At 38.6% G+C, this 20,263-nt stretch carries 18 protein-coding genes and 1 riboswitch; of the genes, 9 read left to right on the top strand and 9 right to left on the bottom strand.

What is annotated here, in order from left to right:
• Positions 1-40: 40 nt before the first annotated feature.
• Positions 41-1,513 carry a nicotinate phosphoribosyltransferase gene (locus NST02_RS12445; protein ID WP_095306346.1) on the bottom strand — a complete coding sequence of 491 codons (1,473 nt, stop codon included), beginning with the start codon at positions 1,511-1,513 and terminating at the stop codon, positions 41-43.
• Between the two features lie 73 nt (positions 1,514-1,586).
• Entirely contained in the window at positions 1,587-2,129 is a 543-nt protein-coding gene (locus NST02_RS12440; RefSeq protein ID WP_095306219.1) for a cysteine hydrolase family protein, read from the bottom strand.
• Positions 2,130-2,295: 166 nt separating this feature from the next.
• On the opposite strand from NST02_RS12440, the gene NST02_RS12435 reads away from it, so the two are divergent.
• The 3 genes from NST02_RS12435 (at position 2,296) to yidC (ending at position 4,114) form a co-directional block, all read left to right on the top strand.
• Positions 2,296-2,874: a biotin transporter BioY gene (locus tag NST02_RS12435; protein WP_095306220.1), complete on the top strand. Its 579-nt coding sequence runs from the start codon at positions 2,296-2,298 to the stop codon at positions 2,872-2,874.
• Positions 2,875-3,028: 154 nt separating this feature from the next.
• Positions 3,029-3,319: a hypothetical protein gene (locus tag NST02_RS12430; RefSeq protein ID WP_212933313.1), complete on the top strand. Its 291-nt coding sequence runs from the start codon at positions 3,029-3,031 to the stop codon at positions 3,317-3,319.
• Positions 3,320-3,340: 21 nt separating this feature from the next.
• Positions 3,341-4,114 (top strand): membrane protein insertase YidC, encoded by a 774-nt coding sequence (gene yidC / locus NST02_RS12425; protein WP_095306222.1) that lies wholly within the window; start codon positions 3,341-3,343, stop codon positions 4,112-4,114.
• A 28-nt stretch (positions 4,115-4,142) separates the two neighbouring features.
• On the opposite strand, the gene NST02_RS12420 is transcribed toward yidC, so the two are convergent.
• The 5 genes from NST02_RS12420 to NST02_RS12400 form a co-directional block, all read right to left on the bottom strand.
• On the bottom strand, positions 4,143-4,496 hold the full coding sequence (locus NST02_RS12420; RefSeq protein ID WP_095306223.1) for a fluoride efflux transporter FluC: 354 nt from the start codon (positions 4,494-4,496) through the stop codon (positions 4,143-4,145).
• Positions 4,496-4,873, bottom strand: coding sequence for a fluoride efflux transporter CrcB (gene crcB, locus NST02_RS12415; protein WP_095306224.1), 378 nt, complete (start codon positions 4,871-4,873; stop codon positions 4,496-4,498). Before crcB ends, NST02_RS12420 begins: the two co-directional genes overlap by 1 nt.
• A 464-nt stretch (positions 4,874-5,337) precedes the next feature.
• Positions 5,338-5,547: a DUF6501 family protein gene (locus NST02_RS12410; protein ID WP_095306225.1), complete on the bottom strand. Its 210-nt coding sequence runs from the start codon at positions 5,545-5,547 to the stop codon at positions 5,338-5,340.
• Between the two features lie 157 nt (positions 5,548-5,704).
• Positions 5,705-5,896, bottom strand: a complete 192-nt coding sequence (locus tag NST02_RS12405) for a hypothetical protein (protein WP_095306226.1) — start codon at positions 5,894-5,896, stop codon at positions 5,705-5,707.
• An 80-nt stretch (positions 5,897-5,976) separates the two neighbouring features.
• Entirely contained in the window at positions 5,977-6,825 is an 849-nt protein-coding gene (locus tag NST02_RS12400; RefSeq protein ID WP_340949092.1) for a gamma-glutamylcyclotransferase, read from the bottom strand.
• A 444-nt stretch (positions 6,826-7,269) separates the two neighbouring features.
• On the opposite strand from NST02_RS12400, the gene sda reads away from it, so the two are divergent.
• Entirely contained in the window at positions 7,270-7,401 is a 132-nt protein-coding gene (gene sda, locus NST02_RS12395) for a sporulation histidine kinase inhibitor Sda (protein WP_095306228.1), read from the top strand.
• Positions 7,402-7,481: 80 nt separating this feature from the next.
• Here the strand turns inward: sda and odhB are convergent, their stop codons facing one another.
• The gene (gene odhB, locus NST02_RS12390; RefSeq protein ID WP_095306229.1) at positions 7,482-8,699 is read right to left on the bottom strand and encodes a 2-oxoglutarate dehydrogenase complex dihydrolipoyllysine-residue succinyltransferase; all 1,218 of its coding nucleotides are present in this window, start codon (positions 8,697-8,699) and stop codon (positions 7,482-7,484) included.
• A gap of 17 nt (positions 8,700-8,716) precedes the next feature.
• A complete protein-coding gene (locus NST02_RS12385; RefSeq protein WP_340949090.1) occupies positions 8,717-11,542 on the bottom strand; it encodes a 2-oxoglutarate dehydrogenase E1 component in 2,826 nt (941 codons plus the stop codon).
• 299 nt (positions 11,543-11,841) lie between these two features.
• Here NST02_RS12385 and NST02_RS12380 point away from each other — a divergent pair, with 299 nt between their 5' ends.
• The 5 genes from NST02_RS12380 (at position 11,842) to metH (ending at position 20,193) form a co-directional block, all read left to right on the top strand.
• On the top strand, positions 11,842-12,024 hold the full coding sequence (locus NST02_RS12380; protein ID WP_095306231.1) for an H-type small acid-soluble spore protein: 183 nt from the start codon (positions 11,842-11,844) through the stop codon (positions 12,022-12,024).
• Between the two features lie 214 nt (positions 12,025-12,238).
• Positions 12,239-12,351, top strand: a riboswitch (SAM riboswitch).
• A gap of 261 nt (positions 12,352-12,612) precedes the next feature.
• Positions 12,613-13,725, top strand: a complete 1,113-nt coding sequence (locus NST02_RS12375; RefSeq protein WP_095306232.1) for a methionine biosynthesis PLP-dependent protein — start codon at positions 12,613-12,615, stop codon at positions 13,723-13,725.
• Positions 13,722-14,894: a cystathionine beta-lyase gene (gene metC, locus NST02_RS12370; RefSeq protein ID WP_095306233.1), complete on the top strand. Its 1,173-nt coding sequence runs from the start codon at positions 13,722-13,724 to the stop codon at positions 14,892-14,894. Before NST02_RS12375 ends, metC begins: the two co-directional genes overlap by 4 nt.
• Positions 14,895-14,909: 15 nt before the next feature.
• Positions 14,910-16,775 (top strand): bifunctional homocysteine S-methyltransferase/methylenetetrahydrofolate reductase, encoded by a 1,866-nt coding sequence (locus tag NST02_RS12365; protein WP_340949088.1) that lies wholly within the window; start codon positions 14,910-14,912, stop codon positions 16,773-16,775.
• Positions 16,753-20,193, top strand: a complete 3,441-nt coding sequence (gene metH / locus NST02_RS12360) for a methionine synthase (protein WP_137744806.1) — start codon at positions 16,753-16,755, stop codon at positions 20,191-20,193. The genes NST02_RS12365 and metH overlap by 23 nt, the downstream gene beginning before the upstream one ends.
• Positions 20,194-20,263 lie beyond the last annotated feature (70 nt).

The raw sequence follows: 20,263 nt of genomic DNA, 5'->3' as shown, positions 1-20,263 counted from the left end.
CAATATTTTAAATGGGACCGAGTCCTCTATAAAAAGCTCCTTATTTTAAAAAAGCGTCCTTTTTCAGCTTCGCTTGGACTTCTTGAATGTTCTTTATTTTATTGTCCCAGCATTTTTGACTTAAATCGACTGGATATTCTTCGGGATTTAATGTTCGTTTATACTCCTCCCACAGGAGTTCAAGATTTTCATCAGCATAGCGTTGCATTTCCCAGATAGACGGAGACTGATAAACAAGCTCTCCTCCTGCAAAAATATCCTGATGCAATTCTTTTGCCACAAAATTGGTAACAAATTTACTTACATAAGTGTGAACAGGGTGGAACATTTTTAACGGTTCTTCTTCCTGCGGATTTTCGTCCTCTAAGGCAATATAATCCCCTTCTGATTTATGATTGATACTATTGATAATGCGATATACTCTTTTTAAGCCAGGTGTTGACACTTTTTCTGGATTACCACTAATTTTGATTGTATCCTGCATCTCACCATTGTCATCTTCTATCGAAGCTAATTTATAAACAGCACCTAAAGCAGCCTGATCGTAAGCAGTAATTAATTTCGTTCCGATCCCCCAAACGTTTATTTTCGCATCCTGTGCTTTTAAGTTCATGATTGTGTACTCATCTAAATCATTGGAAGCAACAATTTTTGCATTTGGGAATCCAGCATCATCAAGCATCCTTCTTGCTTCTTTTGAAAGATATGCTAAGTCACCGCTATCCAAACGAATTCCGACAAAGTTAATTTTATCGCCTAATTCCTTGGCAACCTTTATCGCATTTGGTACCCCTGATCTTAACGTGTCATATGTATCAACAAGAAAGACGCAGTCCTTATGACGGCGTGCATACTTATGAAAAGCAGTGTATTCATCCTTATAAGCTTGAATTAACGAATGGGCATGCGTACCCGATACGGGAATACCAAACTTTTTTCCGGCACGAACATTGGAAGTGGAATTAAAACCACCGATAAAAGCAGCTCTTGTTCCCCAAATAGCAGCATCGAGTTCATGTGCTCTTCTCGTTCCAAATTCCATCGCTATTTCGTCACCAACAATATGTTTGATTCGAGAAGCTTTTGTTGCAATCAATGTTTGGTAATTCACAATGTTTAGCAACGCTGTTTCAATTAGTTGAGCTTCTGCCAAAGGGGCTTCAACGCGAATTAATGGTTCATTGCCAAAAACAACTTCTCCTTCCACAACAGAACGGATATTCCCAGTAAAACGCAACGTTCTCAAATATTCGAGGAAGTCGACTCCATAACCGGCCTCATTTTTCAAATATTCAAGATCGCTATCTGTAAAGCGAAATTGTTGGATATATTCAATAATTCGTTCAAGCCCTGCAAAAATAGCATAACCATTTCCAAATGGAAGCTTGCGGAAGTAAACCTCGAAAACAGCTTTTCGATTATGAATTCCATCTTCCCAATATGTTTCAGCCATATTAATTTGATATAAATCGGTATGTAAAGTTAAGCTATCATCACGATAGTGGTTACTCATAAACTTTGTCCTTCCTTCTTCTCCAATTCGATTGCCAAATGACATATATGAAGCAATCGATTCATCGTTAAAACTATACGATTTTACCATTTAAACAACCTTTAATATGTTCCAACGCCCACCTATGTCCTACCTCATTAAAACTTGCAACAGCATTTTCATGGACAGTTATATTAAAACCTTTATTATATGCATCAACAGCAGTGTGCAAAACACAAATATCTGTACAAACACCAACTAAATGTAGTTCTGTAATTGCTCTTTCTCTTAATTTAATTTCAAGATCAGTTCCCGCAAAGGCGCTATATCTAGTCTTATCCATCCAATAAACACTTTCAAGCTCTTTGTTATCATGATAGAGTTTTTCTAAACTTCCGAACAAATCACGACCACTTGTACCTTCAATATTATGTGGCGGGAATAGCTTCGTTTCTGGATGATAACGGTCATCTCTTTTATGTAAATCGATAGCAAAAACAACCAATTCACCTTGGTTAATAAAATTCTCTGTTATTTTTGTAATTTCTCCTTCTATTTTCTCGCCGGGCTCTCCACAAGGTAAAGCTCCAGTGACAAAGTCAACAGTATAATCGATATTTATTAACGCTTTTTTCAAAGCTTTCCCTCCCCAATCATGTTTTGTAAATCATTTTAACGTATTTAAGAAGTTTTCACAATCATTCCTGACTAACGATAATTGGATTGACAAATATTTCTGTAAACCTTATAGTCTATATGTAAACCAAAATTAAAAAAAAGTTAACATTTGAAAGGAGCATATGATGAATAAGGAACAAATCAAATTAAGATCGATGATTTTAACTGCTCTTTTTGCAGCAATCATTGGAATTATGGCACAGTTAACCATTCCGCTCCCACTTGTTCCCATTACTGGACAAACATTAGCAATTGGGCTGGCCGCAACTATTTTAGGTTCAAAATATGGAACTTTATCGGTTCTCTTGTATTTAGTAATTGGTTCTGCAGGAGTACCTGTTTTTGCTGAGTTCTCAGCAGGAATTTCAAAACTTATCGGACCGACAGGGGGATTTTTAGTTGGATTTCTTCCTGCCACTTTTATCATGGGCATATATTTAGAAAAGCTAGGCTTTACTTTTAAACATGCACTTATCGCTAATATAATCGGGATGCTCATCACCTTATTTTTTGGGACAATATGGTTAAAGATTTCAGCAGCTTTATCTTGGACTGCTGCTTTTACCAGTGGCTTTATACCGTTTTTGTTAGTTGGAATGATCAAAGCTGGACTTGCTTCATGGCTCGGCGTTCTTATTAGAAAACGATTGATTCAAGCGAAACTGCTTTTTACAGCAAAAACGGATATACAGCGCTCTCTTTAACGATTGAGCAGATTAACATTAAAGAGGAATAAACGCATGACCAAAATAAAGCATGAAACCTTTTCTAAAGTAAATCGTATAAATAGTTAAGTTGCATTTACATCTTTCACCTCTTATACTGAAAGATGGTGCTTCCAATTATCGAGGTGAACTTATGCTAGAATCCTTGTTTGATTTTATTAGCCTTTCGGCACTTTATACGATGTATGCCGGCTTATTCCTTATATTGCTCGATCTAATATGGATCTGGAATATCGAATATCAATTTATCGCTTCCCATCAACTAGATAATGAACGTGGATTGCTTCCTGTTGGCACCCATTTTTTCAATGCAAATCCATCCTTTCATTATATCTTGATTTGGGTTATGAGATATATTAGAAAAAAAACAGGAGCCCCAGATGAGGACGACAGTCATGCTATTTCATTATTCATAGCAGACTAGTACTCATACTGGAGGTACAGAATGAAATATAAATTAAAAATATTGATTGTATTATTGTTTACGGTTATTTTTTTATCAGCTTGTTCTGCCCAGAACGGAAATAATGTAGGTTTCTTTCACACTTTTGTTGTGTTGCCTTTTGAAAATTTAATTCATACTACGGCCAATTTATTTGGAGGAAATTTCGGTTTATCGATTATTTTTATCACATTGATTATTCGCCTTATCCTTATGCCAATGATGCTTAAACAAACAAAAAAACAGCGGTCCATGAAAATAAAAATGGATGCGATGAAACCAGAGCTTGATGCCATTCAAACAAAGCTAAAGAAAACAAAAGACGTGGCTGAACAGCAAAAGCTTCAGCAGGAAATGTTTGCTCTATATAAAAAACATAATGTTAATCCATTATCGATAGGATGCTTGCCGCTCTTGATTCAAATGCCTATTTTGATCGGATTCTATTATGCAATAAGAGGTTCTGCTGAAATAGCCAGCCATTCTTTCTTATGGTTCAGCCTTGGACAACCGGACATTTGGCTAACAGCGATTGCTGGTATTGTTTACTATTTGCAGTTTAAAGTTTCCTTAGCAAATATGCCGAAAGAACAGCAAAAGCAAATGAAAATAATGGGATTACTTTCACCTGTCATGATCGTTTTTGTTTCATTAAATGCTCCTGCTGCTCTTCCTCTTTATTGGGCGATTGGTGGAAGCTTTCTAATTGTTCAAACATTAATAGCTAAATATTTATATAAAAAAGAGGAATCGATTGCTGTCACAAATCAACAATAAATTAAGAGGGTGTCTTTCAGACACCCTCTTAATTTATTGCCAGGAAATAGCCATAAAAAGCCAACAGCACACCAATTAGGTACGTAATTCCTAAATAAAAAACTCCTGTAAAGATGTGTTTTCCATTTAACAATTGAATGGCCTCTACATTCATTGTTGAAAAGGTGGTAAAGGCCCCCAAAAAACCAACACCAAATAATGAATATATATGTTCAGAAACTCCTGCAAATAAGTATCCAAGAAAAAATGAGCCGATTAGATTGACAATTAAGGTTGCTAGTGGCAGCTTCGTCAGCTTTAGCCTTTTTACAACATTTCCAATCCAAAATCTACTTATCGCACCGAAGAAGCCACCAACAGCAACAAATCCCCATCCGATCATTAAGAATCCACCTGCTTTTGTCCAATTTTTAACCCTGCGTATGCAAAAAAGAGACCACCAATCATACTAATCGTGACGTATAAGAGCAGAGCCATGATTGCATCATTTTCCCATAAAAATAAAACATCTACACTTAACGTCGATAAAGTAGTAAAAGAACCAATCATTCCTGTTCCAATTCCAGTAGCTAACGAAGGATTCGTCTGATAAAGTATATGGGATGTGAACCACCCTAAAAGGAAGGCTCCTAACAAATTTACTGCGACGGTACCGTATGGAAAAGCATTTCCAAAAAAATAGAGCGTTATGAATGAAACGAAATATCGCAATAAACTTCCAACCGCCCCGCCAATTCCGACATATAGATAAGCCTTCAAAATATCCACCTCTATGTTGAAAATAAAAACATCACATTTCCATAACGCAATTATTCATTCTAAATTATCATAATATATTTTAACATCTTCTAGACAATCTGTTTTCTCAATTTCAACATCTGTGAGATCTGCATAAACAGTCCTACTTGCGTTCACTTCATCTGGTTCATAGACAATGTATAAATCCATATTTCCCCGTAGTTCTTATATATTGAATCAAATTATTAAAACCATACTACTGATTTTGTGCTCATTTCATGTGAAACCATGGTTTCAACGTCTTTCAGCATGGCGGAAAGGTCCTCCGATTCCATGAAATGATCGGAGAGAACATGAGCAAAAAGTCAACAAAAAACTGCGATTTTTTATAAAAGCGCAGTTTTTTATGTGCAATTTAATGGGCATTTTATTTGTTATTTTTATTGGTCCCAGAAGGATATCGGCTTCCATATAAAATAACAACCTTACTTATGAATCTCCTCAAAATAATCCTTATAAAATCCGCCAACTTTTCCACTATTGTCGACAATAAAGTAAAATTCCTCTGTTTCATTTTTAACTTCATAAGATTGGCCGACTGTTAACGCACGACTCACAATATACTTTTCAGCATTTGTATGAATACACTTAACCATTTTGATTGTTTCCGAATTATTCCAAGTTAGATGTCTCATTCTATACTCCTTCATTGTTTATTCCTACATTATTATAGAAATATACTTTGAGTGGTGCAACTCTTTTTGATAATGAAGATACTTTTCTCAAAACAAATGCTCAATAGAAAAACAAACAGAGAAAAGAACACTGTGCTCAATTCACACAAAAACACCCTTAATGAGTAAGCTTTTTTCGTATTTTCATGATTTTACCTTCATCAAAAGTGAAAAATTCGCCTGTAAGGACATTTTTTAATGTTACATATGTTTTTTCGCAAATTGTATCTAGTCTAATGAATTCAAGAAATTGATAACATTTATTTTCGTAGACCACTTCATAATAGCGATTCTCAATAAATGTATTCATAAAGAGCACCTTCTTTCTGAGATGGTGTTACTCCTTTTTACCACCCTTATGCTTGCATGAAACATTTTTCTCAGAAAAAATTACAATTTACATCCGAGTCTGACAAGTTCTTCCTCCAATTTCTGATAATATCCTGGACTCACTCTCCCTTTAGAGCCGCGAAGAATTTCTTTTGCATAGTGAAGTGGCGGAGCCGACTCTGGTTGTTTCTTATATACATGAAAAGTTAAAACATCCGGAATCAGTGTTTCACTCATTTTCACATCAACAAATGTTGGCCGATACCACCCCAAATTAAAGCCTTCCCTATCAAAAAGATAGTATAATCCTTGAAAAGGAATATCATATAAAATCCCTTCCGTCACACCACCATCTTCAATAATATCAGCCCGTCCTCCATCATTTGCGCTAAATAAATATTTCATAGAATAGCCTTCCAGTTTACAAGCTCCTGCCACTTTTTCAAAAAGGTGAGCGACTTGTGCTTTCTCAAACCTTTCGACGTCCATACAAGATCCATAAGCAAAGTAATAAATGGAAGCTGGTTTTTTGTTTAACAGTTGATATAATTTCCAATCTCCATGTGGGATCAGTTCTTTACCTAAACCTTCCTTTTTCTCTATGTAGACAAGGCCGGAATATTCTCCATTATCCGTAAAGATTTGTGCTTCCACTCGCTCATATAAATTATCCTCCCTGTCAGCCTTATACTCTTCAAGATCATCCAATTTCGATAAAATCGCTTGATCGATTTCATATAATTCTCCATATACCTTCCCTTGTTCGGAGCGTTTCATCGCTGGGTAACCATATCCAGTATCAAATAGCTCTCCATATATCCACGCTTGTTGGGCAATAAGCACAGCGCTTTTTAATAGCGCATGATTTCCTTCATGCTTCCTTAATGTGCCGTATACAAAAACCTTCATCTCAACGACCTCCTACAACTTCAAGACTTTTCTGACATCTCTATTTTAACTGAAGAGATTCCGCTTGTCTTTCATAGCTATAGCAAATCCATTAATTCCAGAACAACTCTATCAAGCTTTGGATAAGATTTCGTCCCTGCTCTTTCTTTAAGATTGAATACCTATATGAAGTCTGTCTAAGTTCAATCACTTTTATTTTCGCCAGCTCTGTCCGGATATAATAATCATAATTCATTTCTCCATCCTCCCTTATACATCCATCATATCTTTACATTACTTCCGCTACATTGGGAGTAAGAACGAACAGAGCTACATCTAAAGGTTGAAAAAATTTCAGTCTACATTATTTTTCGAAAATTTCGCGAAATGTCTTTTCAAAGCAGCAAAGATCCTTTACAATGAATAAACATAGATTTACAATCCTTTTACCTGGAGGTATGCACAATGAAGATTATGAGTAATGAATTGTTAATCGTCTCGTATCGCGATGCATTGAAGTCGGAAAAGGATAAGGAATGGGCAAAAATTTTGAAAGATGAAATTAGAAAACGTGGACTAAAGCCTTTTAAGGATTAAGAATGATAATGTATAATATTTTGGAAACAAAAAACAGCCACCGTGCACATTTTGCAACGGTGGCTGTTTTTGAATAATGCCTATTCAAAAATTAATGATTCAGGATCCTCGATAAGTTCTTTAATTCGCTTTAAAAATGTAACCGCCTCTTTGCCATCGACGATTCGATGGTCATAAGAAAGGGCGATATACATCATCGGACGATTCTCCATCCTTTCCTCATCTATGGCAACTGGACGAAGTTTAACCGAATGCATGCCTAAAATTCCAACCTGTGGTCCATTTAAGATTGGTGTGGAGAGCAAAGAACCGAACACTCCACCATTTGTAATCGTAAAGGTACCACCTTGCAGATCGGTAAGGGCAAGTTTGTTTTGACGAGCCTTATCAGCAAGCGCTAAAATGTCTTTCTCAATTTCCGCAAAACTTTTTCGGTCTGCGTCGCGCACGACCGGTACAACAAGTCCTTCCGGAGCGGAGACAGCAATTCCAATATCATAAAACTTTTTCAGAACAATTTCATCACCTTGTATTTCAGCGTTCAATAGCGGTGATTTCTTTAATGCGGCAACGACTGCTTTTGTAAAAAATGACATAAAACCAAGCTTTACATCATTTTCTTCCAAAAATTTATCTTTCCGGCGCTTGCGTAAATTTAATACATTTGTCATATCAACTTCGTTAAAAGTAGTCAGCATAGCCGCTGTATGCTGTACTTCCACTAAGCGATTAGCGATCGTTTGTCTTCTGCGGGACATGCGAATTCGTTCCACTGGCTTATCATCGCTCACTATCTCTTGCCTTGCTGCAGGCACCGGTGCTGGTGTAGCAGCCCTCGGTTGTTCATGTTGAAATCCTTGAACATCTTGAGCACGTACTCGTCCTAACGGATCAACTGTTGGAACTTGACTTAAATCAATGCCTTTTTCTCTTGCTAGTTTCCGTGCCGATGGGGATGCGATTGGGCGTTCCTTCTTTTCTTCTTTTAATGCTGAATTTGGCTGCTCTTGTATATTTTCTTCAACGTGCGTTTCTTGAACAGAGACAGGAGCTGGTTCCTTTCCCTCCTCTGAAACGATAGCAATCACTTCTCCGACATTAACAGTATCCCCTTCATTATATTTCATTTCAGTCAAGATCCCACTGTAGTCAGAGATGATTTCAACATTGACCTTATCAGTTTCTAATTCAACTAAATAGTCGCCTTTTTCAATTTTGTCGCCCACTTTTTTTAGCCATCCAGCTACAGTTCCTTCTGTAATTGATTCTGCTAACTCTGGAATTCGAATTTCCGCCACCTTAATTTCCTCCTTCTTCAAAAACGGGTGATTACTTTATCAATAATACATGCTTGCTCCATCTTATGAACATCAGGATCTCCCTCAGCCGGACTTGAACGGCGACGTCGCCCAACATAGTGCACTTCAATATTGCTTGCCGCTATTTCTTTAATACGGGGTTCAACAAATGTCCACGCTCCCATATTTTTCGGTTCTTCTTGGACCCAAACAATTTCCTTTAAATTAGGAAATTTATCCAAAATCATTTTCAGACTTTCCATTGGAAAAGGATAAATTTCTTCCACACTGACCACATGGAGCCATTCCGTATTTTCTACAGTATCTAGCTGTTCAAGAAGATTGATAATCATTTTCCCTGTTCCCAAAACTACGCGCTCGATCTTATCAGCCTTTGGCCCAGTCGCTTTATGCTCGATAATTGAATGGAATTCTCCTTTACTCAGGGCACTTGGATGCGATGCTACTCTAGGGTTTCGCAGCAAGCTTTTTGGCGTCATGATGACAAGAGGGCGTACCTCCTCTTTATTTAAAATTGCAGCCTGCCTTCTTAAAATATGAAAGTATTGTGCGGCAGACGTTAGGTTAGCAACTGTCCAGTTATTTTCCGCTGCCAGCGTTAAAAATCTTTCCATACGGGCACTAGAATGCTCTGGTCCTTGGCCCTCGTATCCATGAGGAAGAAGGATAACGAGTCCCGATTTTTCACCCCACTTCGCCCTTCCTGATGAAATAAATTGGTCAAAAATAACTTGTGCGGCATTAGAAAAATCGCCAAATTGCGCTTCCCATATAACTAATGTTTCAGGCGCAAAAACATTGTATCCGTATTCAAAACCTAGCACGGAACCTTCTGATAACGGACTGTTATAGACACTAAAAGAAGCCTTCGCATCTGATAAGCGGTGCAATGGAGAAAATTTTTCCCCTGTATTCTGATCATATAAAACGATATTTCGATGAGCAAATGTACCGCGCTCTGAATCCTGACCTGAAAGGCGCACAGGAGTTCCATCAGCGATTATGGAGGCAAAAGCAAGCGTCTCGGCTAAGCCCCAATCGACTTTTCCATTATTTTTAAATGCATCTAGGCGTCTCTTTAAAATTCTATTTAATTTGCTGAATACTTGAAATCCTGCCGGCCATTGTAAAAGCTCTTCATTCATTTTCTGTAGCTTTTCAAGAGGAACCCCTGTTTTCATCCTAGAAATTCCTTTCTCCACAGTTTCAGGTGGTTTAGGATCTCCTTCTTTTTCCTCTTTTTCCGGCACTTTTTCATATGCTTCCTGAAGTCTAGTAGTTACTTCACTTTCGAGCTGTTTAAGCTCGCCTTGTGTAAGAATACCTTCCTGAAGTAATTTTTGTGCGTATAGATTCTTCACAGTTGGGTGTTTTTGAATAAGTTGGTACATTAACGGATTTGTCGTCATCGGTTCATCCATTTCATTATGGCCAAACCTGCGATAGCCGACGAGATCAATTAGAACATCCTTTTTAAACGTTTCACGATATTCACAGGCAAATTGTGCTGCGGCCAATACCGCTTCTGGATAATCAGCATTAACATGTAAAATCGGCATTTCATAGCCTTTAGCTAAATCACTCGAATACCTCGTGGAACGAGAATCCGTTCTCTCAGTAGTGAAACCAATCAAGTTATTGGCAATGACATGAATCGTACCACCCGTACGATATCCTTTTAAGCGGCTTAAATTTAACGTTTCAGCTACAATTCCTTGTCCAGGAAATGCGGCATCACCATGGACAAGAATAGCCAATGCCGAGCTTAAATCTTCTTTCGGATACCCCTTGTCTGTACGATTATCTTGGGCAGCACGGGTAAATCCTTCCACTACAGCTCCAACAAATTCAAGATGGCTCGGATTATTCGCCAATGTAATTCTCGCTTTGCGCTGATTCATTTCAGGTAATTCACGATTAAGACCAAGATGATATTTTACATCTCCTGTCCACCCAAAATTAATTCCAATCGAGCCTTCTGAAGGCACTAATTCTTTATTTGGTGCATGCTGAAACTCTGCAAAAATCATTTCATACGGCTTTCCTAAATTATGAGCAAGAACGTTCAAACGCCCCCTATGAGCCATTCCAATATTAATTGTTGACGCACCGTTCTCAACCGTTTCCAAAATAATTTCATCGATTAAAGGAACTAATGAATCCAGGCCCTCTATAGAAAAGCGTTTTTGGCCAACGAAGGTTTTATGGATAAATTTTTCAAACTCCTCGACCTCTGTTAAGCGTTTCAGCACTTTTTTCTTTTTATCAGCAGTTAATGATGGAAGCAGACTCCCACTTTCAATTTTGTTGCGAATCCACATTTTCTCTTGATTATTATTAACATGTCGGATTTCAAAAGCAATTTTTCCGGTGTATACCTTTTTCAAGTACTCAATTGCATCATAACCATTTTTTAGATGGTGTGGAATATCCGTTGAGATAAAATGAGCTGGTATTTCCTCTAGATCTTGTTTCGTTAGTCCGTAATACTCCATTTCGATTAATTCTTTATCAGGTTCTTGATTTTTCAAGGGGTAAATATCAGCTGCTAAATGGCCATAGCCTCTTACTTTGTCAGCGAGATTGGCTGCTGCTAATATTTTTTCAATCGGTGTGCTAACTTGAATTACATTAGATTCGGAATGTGCAATCTCATTCTTTTCCAATGTAGGTGGTCCATTTTCTGCGAAGTATGCTTTTATCTCTTCGTCCACTGAATCAGGATTTTCTAAATAGGCTTCATACATCTCTATGACATATCCTAAATTCGGTCCGTGAAATCCTTGCCATACTGGTCCTTGACCATCTGATGGCTTCCTCATGTGAAATACCTCCAAAATCTTTTAAGAAATTGATCACTTTATCCTCTATCTCCTCCATTGATAAACTCAAATGTTAGAATAATATTATTTTTCAGAGGATATAACGTTTTCAAGGCTATTCTAACACGTTCATGTAAGAACTACAAAGGTTTTAACTGTGCAAACAGTAAAAACTTTTGCTAGGCAATTACCTATTGTAATAAAATTTTAACACCCGTTTAAATTATTACATCATTGGATAAATTTCCTCATCAATAGGCAAATTATGAATGAATATAAATCAAGGAGATGAACGATGCGTGAATATTGGTCGTGCAAAGGAAATAGCAGAAAGTGCTGAAGTTCATAACGTCACATATGAAGGGTTTCCAGTGATCATCCAACATGTTGATGAACAAACAAAAACAGCGAGAATTTATTCGAAGCAAAATCCTGAATATGAACAGACTGTCCCAATCTTAAACTTAATTGAAGAGGAATAAAATCAGGCTGCCCGCAAACGCTCGCTTTCTTCGTTGCTCGTCTTGTCCGGTGCTCATTACCTATTATGGTAACTCCGCTCCTCCCAAGGCTTCGCGCCTCGAAATCAAACGTTTTAACTGATTTTTTTTATTTTTGACTTTGTCTACACTCTGAAATAATTTCTCATTGACTTTATTGGTTTATTGTAGTAAATTTTAGAAAATTGAATTTAATTTCTTATCAAGAGAGGTTGAGGGTCTGGCCCTATGAAACCTCAGCAACCTGCAAGTATTTATTGCAAGGTGCTAATTCCTGCAAGTTTTGTAAATAAACTTGGAAGATAAGAAGAATGGCTCATATCCGTTATGAAAAGTCTTCTTCTTATAGAAGACTTTTTTTGTTTGGCTTTGTTATATGCCGGAGTTGATTTTCAGCTCATTTTCTCTCTCATAAGACCTTTCAATAGAAATAAAAGGGCGTGCGAATCAAAGTTTCACAAGAAATAAGCCAAAATCGCTTTATCAACAATTCTGTTTAACAAAGTCTTTGTTTAAGATGCATACAGACATATTACAAGCAAATTTTATGAACTTAAGGAGTGTTATCTTATGTATGAACTCGAAACAAAATTGGCGCAAATCGGAAATCGCAGTGAAAAAACAACAGGTACAGTAAATCCTCCTATTTATCTTTCTACCGCCTATCGTCATGAAGGAATTGGTCAATCAAGCGGCTACGATTATATCCGAACTGGAAATCCAACAAGACAAATTTTAGAACAGACGATAGCCGAGCTTGAAGAAGGTGATGGCGGGTTCGCCTGTAGTTCTGGAATGGCGGCTATTTTGACAGTACTTTCTCTCTTTCAATCAGGAGACGAATGGATTGTCGCAAAGGATTTATATGGCGGTACATACCGTATTCTTGAGGAGAACTTTAAGAAATGGGGCCTTAAAGCAACATATGTGAATACGAGCGATGTTGCCAATATACAGGAATATATTACCGAAAAAACAAAAGCTATCTTTATTGAGACACCTACAAATCCCCTTATGGAACAAACCGATATCAAGGCAGTTTCAAAAATAGCAAAAGAAAACAAACTTTTAGTAATTGTCGACAATACGTTTTACACTCCTTATATTCAAAAACCGATTAGAGATGGTGCTGATATCGTCATCCATAGTGCCACCAAATATTTAGGCGGACACAATGATGTTTTGGCCGGATTGATTGTCGCGAAAGGAAAAGAACTTTGCGAGTCTCTAGCTTTCTATCATAATGGCAATGGCTCAGTTCTAAGCCCTTTCGATTCATGGCTGTTAATGCGGGGAATGAAGACGCTAGCCCTAAGAATGGAAAAACATGAGCAAAATGCAAAAGAGCTTGTCCGCTTTCTGTTAGAACATGACGCCGTAACAAATGTCCTTTACCCAGGACGAGGAGGAATGGTTTCATTTCGAATTCAACATGAAGCATGGGTGAATCCTTTCTTGCAAAACTTGCAATTAATCACATTTGCTGAAAGCTTAGGTGGAACTGAAAGTTTTATCACCTATCCTGCTACACAGACCCATGCAGATATTCCCGAAAAGATTCGATTTGAAACAGGGGTAGATAATTGTTTACTGCGCTTCTCAGTCGGATTAGAGCATAGCAATGATTTAAAAAATGATTTACAGCAAGCATTCATAAAAGCCAAACAGGAGGTAGTACGATGAACGAAGACTGTTGTTACTCTTTTGAAACGAAGTTGCTTCACAATAACTCAAAATTTGATCTTACAACTGGAGCTGTCAGCGTCCCCATTCAGCATGCCTCAACCTTCCATCAATCAAGCTTTGACACTTACGGAAAGTATGATTACGGTCGAAGCTTGAATCCTACACGGGAAGCTCTCGAGGAGCAATTAGCTCATTTAGAGGGTGGTACTCGTGGGTTTGCATTTGCTTCTGGAATGGCTGCCATTTCAACCGCCTTTCTCCTCCTATCCAAAGGTGACCATGTCGTCATGACGGAGGATGTATACGGCGGAACCTATCGCATGGTAACAGAGGTTCTCTCACGCTTTGGCATTGAGTATACATTTGTCGATATGACTGATCTCGATGCCGTCACGAAGGCTGTTCAAGCAAATACGAAAGTATTTTATGTCGAAACTCCTTCAAATCCAACGTTAAAAGTTACAGACATTAAAGCAATCAGTCTGATCGCCAAAAAACATGGGGCATATACATTTGTCGATAATACTTTCCTAACTCCTGCCTTACAAAGGCCTTTGCAATTAGGGGCGGATGTCGTCCTCCACAGTGCTACAAAATTTTTATCCGGTCACAGTGATGTGGTTGCAGGTGTCGCTGTTGTAAGAGATGAAGAATTGGCAAATCGACTTGCTTTTTTACAAAATTCCTTCGGGGCTGTACTCGGCGTTCAGGACTGTTGGTTAGTAATGCGCGGTCTTAAGACATTATCAGTTCGATTACAGCAATCGGTCAAAACAGCTACTAAATTGGCACACTTTTTCCGCCAGCACGATTCAGTAAAGAATGTTTATTATCCTGGTTTAAAAGAGCATCCCCAATATGAATTGCAAAAAAAGCAAGCTTTAAACGCGGGGGCTGTTTTATCTTTTGAACTTGAATCAGAAGAACTGACTAAAAAATTCGTTGAAAATGTTAGAATTCCCGTTTTTGCAGTTAGCCTGGGAGCAGTGGAATCAATCCTTTCATACCCCGCGAAGATGTCGCATGGAGCGATGCCAAAAGCAGAACGAGAAAAAAGGGGAATCAGCAATAGTTTACTAAGATTGTCTGTTGGTTTAGAACATGCGGACGATTTAATTAATGATTTTACTACGGCATTAACCTATGCCTATTCACCAATTAAATAAAAAAGGAGTAAGAATATGAGTTTCCTAGAAAAACTAAAAAGTGAAATTCTCATTGCAGATGGTGCTATGGGGACCCTTCTATACTCCTATGGGACAGATAGCTGCTTCGAAGAATTAAACCTTTCACACCCAGATGAAATCACAAAAATCCATCAAGCTTATATTGAAGCTGGTTCAGATATTATCCAAACAAATACGTATGCAGCCAATTTTTTAAAACTTCAAAGATATGGTTTAGAAGACTCTGTTAAGGAAATAAATAGCGCTGCAGTAAGAATTGCCAAAGAAGTGGCGCAAAAAGATGTTTATGTCCTTGGCACAATGGGTGGAAACCGTGGTGTAAATCCAAAGGCGCTCTCCCTTGAGGAAATTAAGCGCAGCTTTCGAGAACAACTTTATTGTCTGCTGCTAGAGGATGTAGATGGAATCCTGCTTGAGACCTTTTACGATCTTGAAGAGATTGAAACAGTATTAACCATTGCTAGAAAAGAAACAGCCCTCCCAATCATTGCACAGGTTTCCGTTCAAGAACCAGGCGTCATGCAAAATCAAACAGCTATTAACGATGCCTTTGCGAAACTCGAAGGATTAGGTGCAGATGTTGTTGGTTTAAATTGCCGAATTGGCCCTCATCATATGATTAAAAGTTTAGAAGAAGTGCAGATTCCTAGCAAAGCTTTTCTATCTGCATTTCCAAATGCTAGTCTTCCAACTTATACAGATGGCAAATTCCATTATGAAGGCGATGCAGACTACTTCAAAAGTTCAGCAAAAGCTTTTCAGGAACAAGGGGTGCGATTGCTTGGAGGATGCTGTGGTACAACACCTGCGCATATACGTGCTTTTGCAGAGGAATTGAAGGGTGCTACTCCGGTAACCGAAAAAATCATTAAACAAAAAAAGCAATCCTCCACTGAGATCGTGCAAACAGCCGTTCGAAATGAGGTGCCTCTGCAAACGATCGTCAAAGAAAGAGCATCGGTTATCGTTGAGTTAGATCCGCCGCGCAAACTCAACACGGAAAAATTTTTTCAAGGGGCAAAAGAATTAAAAGCTGCAGGCATTGACGCCATTACACTGGCAGATAACTCCCTTGCCTCACCTCGAATTGAAAATTCTGCTCTTGCATACTTAACAAAAACAAAGGTTGGCATGCGTCCTTTAGTGCATATCACCTGTCGTGATCGAAATATTATTGGTTTGCAATCCCATTTAATGGGACTTCACACACTAGGACTGCATGATGTACTTGCTGTGACCGGCGATCCAGCACGAGTTGGCGATTTCCCTGGTGCCTCTTCCGTTTACGATGTCTCTTCATTTGAATTAATACAAATGATTAAACAATTTAACGACGGTTTATCAAGTTCAGGGAAAGATTTGGGACAAAAGGGAGCCTTTTCTGTTGCTGCAGCATTCAATCCAAATGTTCGTTCACTGGAAAAAGCAGTAGAACGGATGGAAAAGAAAATCCAATATGGTGCTGACTATTTTATTACTCAGCCGATCTATTCAGAAGAAAAATTAATCGAGGTTTATCAAGCAACTAAACATTTAGACACCCCTATTTATATAGGGTTGATGCCATTAACAAGTAGCAGAAATGCTGAATTTCTTCACAATGAAGTACCCGGAATCAAAATTTCGCAAAATATTCGTGATACAATGGCATCATTAGCGAATAATCCGGTAGAAGCAGCTCGTGAAGGTGTTGCAATCACGAAAGATTTAATCAATGCAGCGACAGAATTATTTAATGGGATTTATTTAATCACACCTTTTTTACGTTATGAACTGACTGTTGAGCTTGCTCGCTATACTAACGAAAGTAGCAACAGGATATCGAGGAGGAAGCAAAATGTCAAAAGCATTACTCAATAAGCAATTAACGAAAAAAATTCTCATCATGGACGGAGCAATGGGAACCATGCTGCAACAGGCTTCATTGACGGCAAACGATTTTGGTGGTGAAGAGTTTGAAGGCTGCAATGAAATTTTGAATATTACCCGTCCTGATGTTATTGAATCGATTCACCTTCAGTATTTACAAGCAGGTGCAGATATTATTGAAACGAATACATTTGGAGCTACTGAAATTGTACTAGACGAGTATGAGCTTGGACATAAAGCTTATGAACTAAACAGACAAGCTGCACTCATCGCCAAAAAAGCAGCCGACAAAATAGCGACCCCCGATTGGCCAAGGTTTGTCGCAGGTTCAATGGGACCGACAACTAAAACACTATCAGTTACTGGCGGAACATCATTTGAAAAACTGCAAAAATCATATGAAGAGCAAGCGCTCGGCCTCATCGATGGCAATGTGGATATTCTTTTACTTGAAACAAGCCAAGATCTTCTAAACGTAAAGGCTGGCTTTCTAGGCATCCAAGAAGCATTTAAGAAGCGGCATATTGAGTTACCGCTCATTCTGTCTGGGACAATCGAGCCGATGGGGACAACTCTGGCAGGACAGTCAATCGAAGCATTTTACATCTCTGTTGAACATATGAACCCCCTCGCTGTTGGACTCAATTGTGCAACCGGACCTGAATTTATGCAAGATCATATCCGCTCACTTGCACAGCTATCCACTGCAGCAGTAAGCTGTTATCCTAATGCTGGTCTACCTGATGAAAATGGCAATTATCATGAAACACCAGCGTCGCTTGCCAAAAAACTAGGCGGATTTGCGGCAGAAGGTTGGTTAAATATAGTCGGGGGCTGCTGTGGCACAACACCTGAACATATTAAGGCAATTGCTGAAGAAATGACGCGTCATGAACCTAGGAGGCCAGCCCGCACGGACTATCATATGGTATCAGGGATTGAACCCTTTATTTATGACGATCCTACCCTCCGTCCTATTATGGTTGGGGAAAGGACAAATGTCATCGGCTCGCGGAAATTTAAACGCCTTATTTCTGAAGGAAAATTTGAGGAAGCTGCTGAAATCGCACGAGCACAAGTTAAAGGTGGGGCCCATGTGATCGACATTTGCTTAGCGGATCCGGATCGTAATGAGCTTGAGGATATGGAAAACTTTTTAAAAGAAGTAACAAAAAAAATTAAGGCACCGCTTGTCATTGATTCAACAGATGATAAAGTCATTGAAAAAGCCCTTGCCTATTCCCAAGGTAAAGCAATAATCAACTCCATTAACTTAGAAGATGGCGAGGAGCGCTTTGAATCGGTCGCAAGGCTTGTCCATCGGTTTGGAGCAGCAGTTGTCGTCGGAACGATAGATGAAAAAGGAATGGGGGTATCAGCGGAACGGAAGCTTGAAATTGCTAAACGTTCTTACGAGCTTCTTGTCCACAAATATAAAATCGCACCACAGGATATTATTTTTGACCCCCTTGTCTTCCCTGTAGGTACAGGTGATGAGCAATATATAGGTTCTGCTAAGGCAACAATTGAAGGAATACGCATGATTAAAGAAGAATTCCCTAAAGCATTAACGATCTTAGGAATCAGCAACGTTTCTTTCGGTTTACCCCCAGTCGGGAGAGAAATTTTAAATTCTGTTTTTCTCTATCATTGCACACAGGCCGGTCTTGATTACGCGATCGTTAACACGGAAAAGCTTGAACGCTTTGCCTCGATTTCAAAGGATGAAGTCGCACTTGCGGAAAGACTGTTATTTGAGACGACAAATGAATCTTTAGCTACCTTTACAGAGTTCTATCGAGATAAGAAAAAAGAAATCAGGAGCTCGACTCCAAATATGCCCCTTGATAAAAGATTGGCATACTATGTAATTGAAGGTACTAAGGAAGGATTGCTTAAAGATTTAGATAATGCCTTAAAAACATTCCCAACACCGTTAGAAATCATCAATGGACCTTTAATGGATGGAATGAAAGAGGTTGGCCGCCTCTTCAACAATAATGAATTAATTGTCGCCGAGGTTTTGCAAAGTGCCGAGGTGATGAAAGCAGCAGTATCTTACCTAGAACCTTTTATGGAAAAAAATGATACAAGCTCAAATAAAGGAAAAATTATCTTGGCGACCGTTAAAGGAGACGTTCATGATATTGGTAAAAATTTAGTCGACATCATCTTGAGCAATAACGGCTACGAGGTTATCGACTTAGGAATTAAGGTAGCACCCTCGACATTAATCGAAGCGGTAAAAAAGGAGGAACCCGATATAGTCGGCTTGTCCGGCCTATTAGTAAAGTCTGCTCAACAAATGGTCATAACAGCCCATGATCTAAAACAGGCTGGGATCAATATACCGATCTTAGTCGGTGGTGCAGCTCTTTCAAGAAAGTTCACCGATACAAAGATCTCGAAAGAGTATGATGGTCTTGTGCTTTATGCAAAAGATGCGATGAATGGTTTATCTTTAGCTAATCAAATACAAAATCAAGAAGAAAAGCTACTGCTGTTAGAGAAAAAGAAAGAAAAGATTTTAGAGGCGACCAATACTCTTACATTCGAACGCCCTGTTACAACAGCCGTTATGGAAAAAATGAAAGTGTCAACAACTGTCCCTGTTCATATTCCGCGTGATCTGGAAAGACATTTATTGAAGAGCTATACTTTAGACCATATTGAACCATATATCAATAGGCAAATGTTACTTGGCCATCACCTCGGAGTAAAAGGAAAAATTGATAAGTTATTGGCTGGCAATGATGAAAAAGCGCACAAGGTAAATGATACAGTTAATCAACTTATTTACGAAGCGAAGAAAAATGGTTGGATTAAACCTAGAGCTGTTTATCAATTTTTCCCAGCCCAATCTGATGGCAATAAAATCTATATTTATGACTCAACTAATCGCGAACGTATAATCGAAACATTTGATTTCCCCCGTCAGCAGAAAGGTGCTTATTTATGCCTTGCTGATTATATCAAATCAGTGGATAGCGGGGAGATTGATTACGTTGGATTTTTCGCCGTCACAGCCGGAAGAGGAATTCGCGAACAAGCAGAGAAACTGAAAGGTGCAGGAAGATTTCTAGAATCCCATGCCTTACAGGCGTTAGCACTTGAATCTGCTGAGGGCTTTGCCGAATTGATTCATCGACAAATGAGAGATGCATGGGGGTTCCCAGATCCTGCAAGCATGACAATGCAGCAGCGATTTGCCGCAAAATATCAAGGTCAACGCTTTTCATTCGGTTACCCTGCTTGTCCTGATTTAGAAGATCAAGCAAAGCTTTTTCAACTTCTTCAACCACAGGATATCGGGATTGAACTGACAGATGGTTTCATGATGGAGCCCGAGGCATCGGTTACGGCCATTGTCTTTGCCCATCCAGAAGCAAGATATTTTAATGTTTTATAAGAAGCTGTTCTCTATCTGAATAACCAAAAAAGCAAGTGGAGAAAGTGAACTGCCCCGTAAATGTTAGACA

This window comes from Robertmurraya sp. FSL W8-0741, assembly GCF_038004005.1.
Lineage (GTDB): Bacteria > Bacillota > Bacilli > Bacillales > Cytobacillaceae > Robertmurraya > Robertmurraya siralis.
Note: the sequence above shows the minus strand (reverse complement) of the source record. Positions and strands in the feature narration are given on the sequence as shown.

Bases quoted from the DNA above. Each gene is read 5' to 3' on its own strand.
- NST02_RS12445 (WP_095306346.1), bottom strand. From the start codon at position 1,513: ATGAGTAACCACTATCGTGATGATAGCTTAACTTTACATACCGATTTA.
- NST02_RS12435 (WP_095306220.1), top strand. From the start codon at position 2,296: ATGAATAAGGAACAAATCAAATTAAGATCGATGATTTTAACTGCTCTT.
- NST02_RS12430 (WP_212933313.1), top strand. From the start codon at position 3,029: ATGCTAGAATCCTTGTTTGATTTTATTAGCCTTTCGGCACTTTATACG.
- yidC (WP_095306222.1), top strand. From the start codon at position 3,341: ATGAAATATAAATTAAAAATATTGATTGTATTATTGTTTACGGTTATT.
- NST02_RS12420 (WP_095306223.1), bottom strand. From the start codon at position 4,496: ATGATCGGATGGGGATTTGTTGCTGTTGGTGGCTTCTTCGGTGCGATA.
- NST02_RS12410 (WP_095306225.1), bottom strand. From the start codon at position 5,547: ATGAGACATCTAACTTGGAATAATTCGGAAACAATCAAAATGGTTAAG.
- NST02_RS12405 (WP_095306226.1), bottom strand. From the start codon at position 5,896: ATGAATACATTTATTGAGAATCGCTATTATGAAGTGGTCTACGAAAAT.
- NST02_RS12400 (WP_340949092.1), bottom strand. From the start codon at position 6,825: ATGAAGGTTTTTGTATACGGCACATTAAGGAAGCATGAAGGAAATCAT.
- sda (WP_095306228.1), top strand. From the start codon at position 7,270: ATGAAGATTATGAGTAATGAATTGTTAATCGTCTCGTATCGCGATGCA.
- NST02_RS12385 (WP_340949090.1), bottom strand. From the start codon at position 11,542: ATGAGGAAGCCATCAGATGGTCAAGGACCAGTATGGCAAGGATTTCAC.
- NST02_RS12375 (WP_095306232.1), top strand. From the start codon at position 12,613: ATGTATGAACTCGAAACAAAATTGGCGCAAATCGGAAATCGCAGTGAA.
- metC (WP_095306233.1), top strand. From the start codon at position 13,722: ATGAACGAAGACTGTTGTTACTCTTTTGAAACGAAGTTGCTTCACAAT.
- NST02_RS12365 (WP_340949088.1), top strand. From the start codon at position 14,910: ATGAGTTTCCTAGAAAAACTAAAAAGTGAAATTCTCATTGCAGATGGT.
- metH (WP_137744806.1), top strand. From the start codon at position 16,753: ATGTCAAAAGCATTACTCAATAAGCAATTAACGAAAAAAATTCTCATC.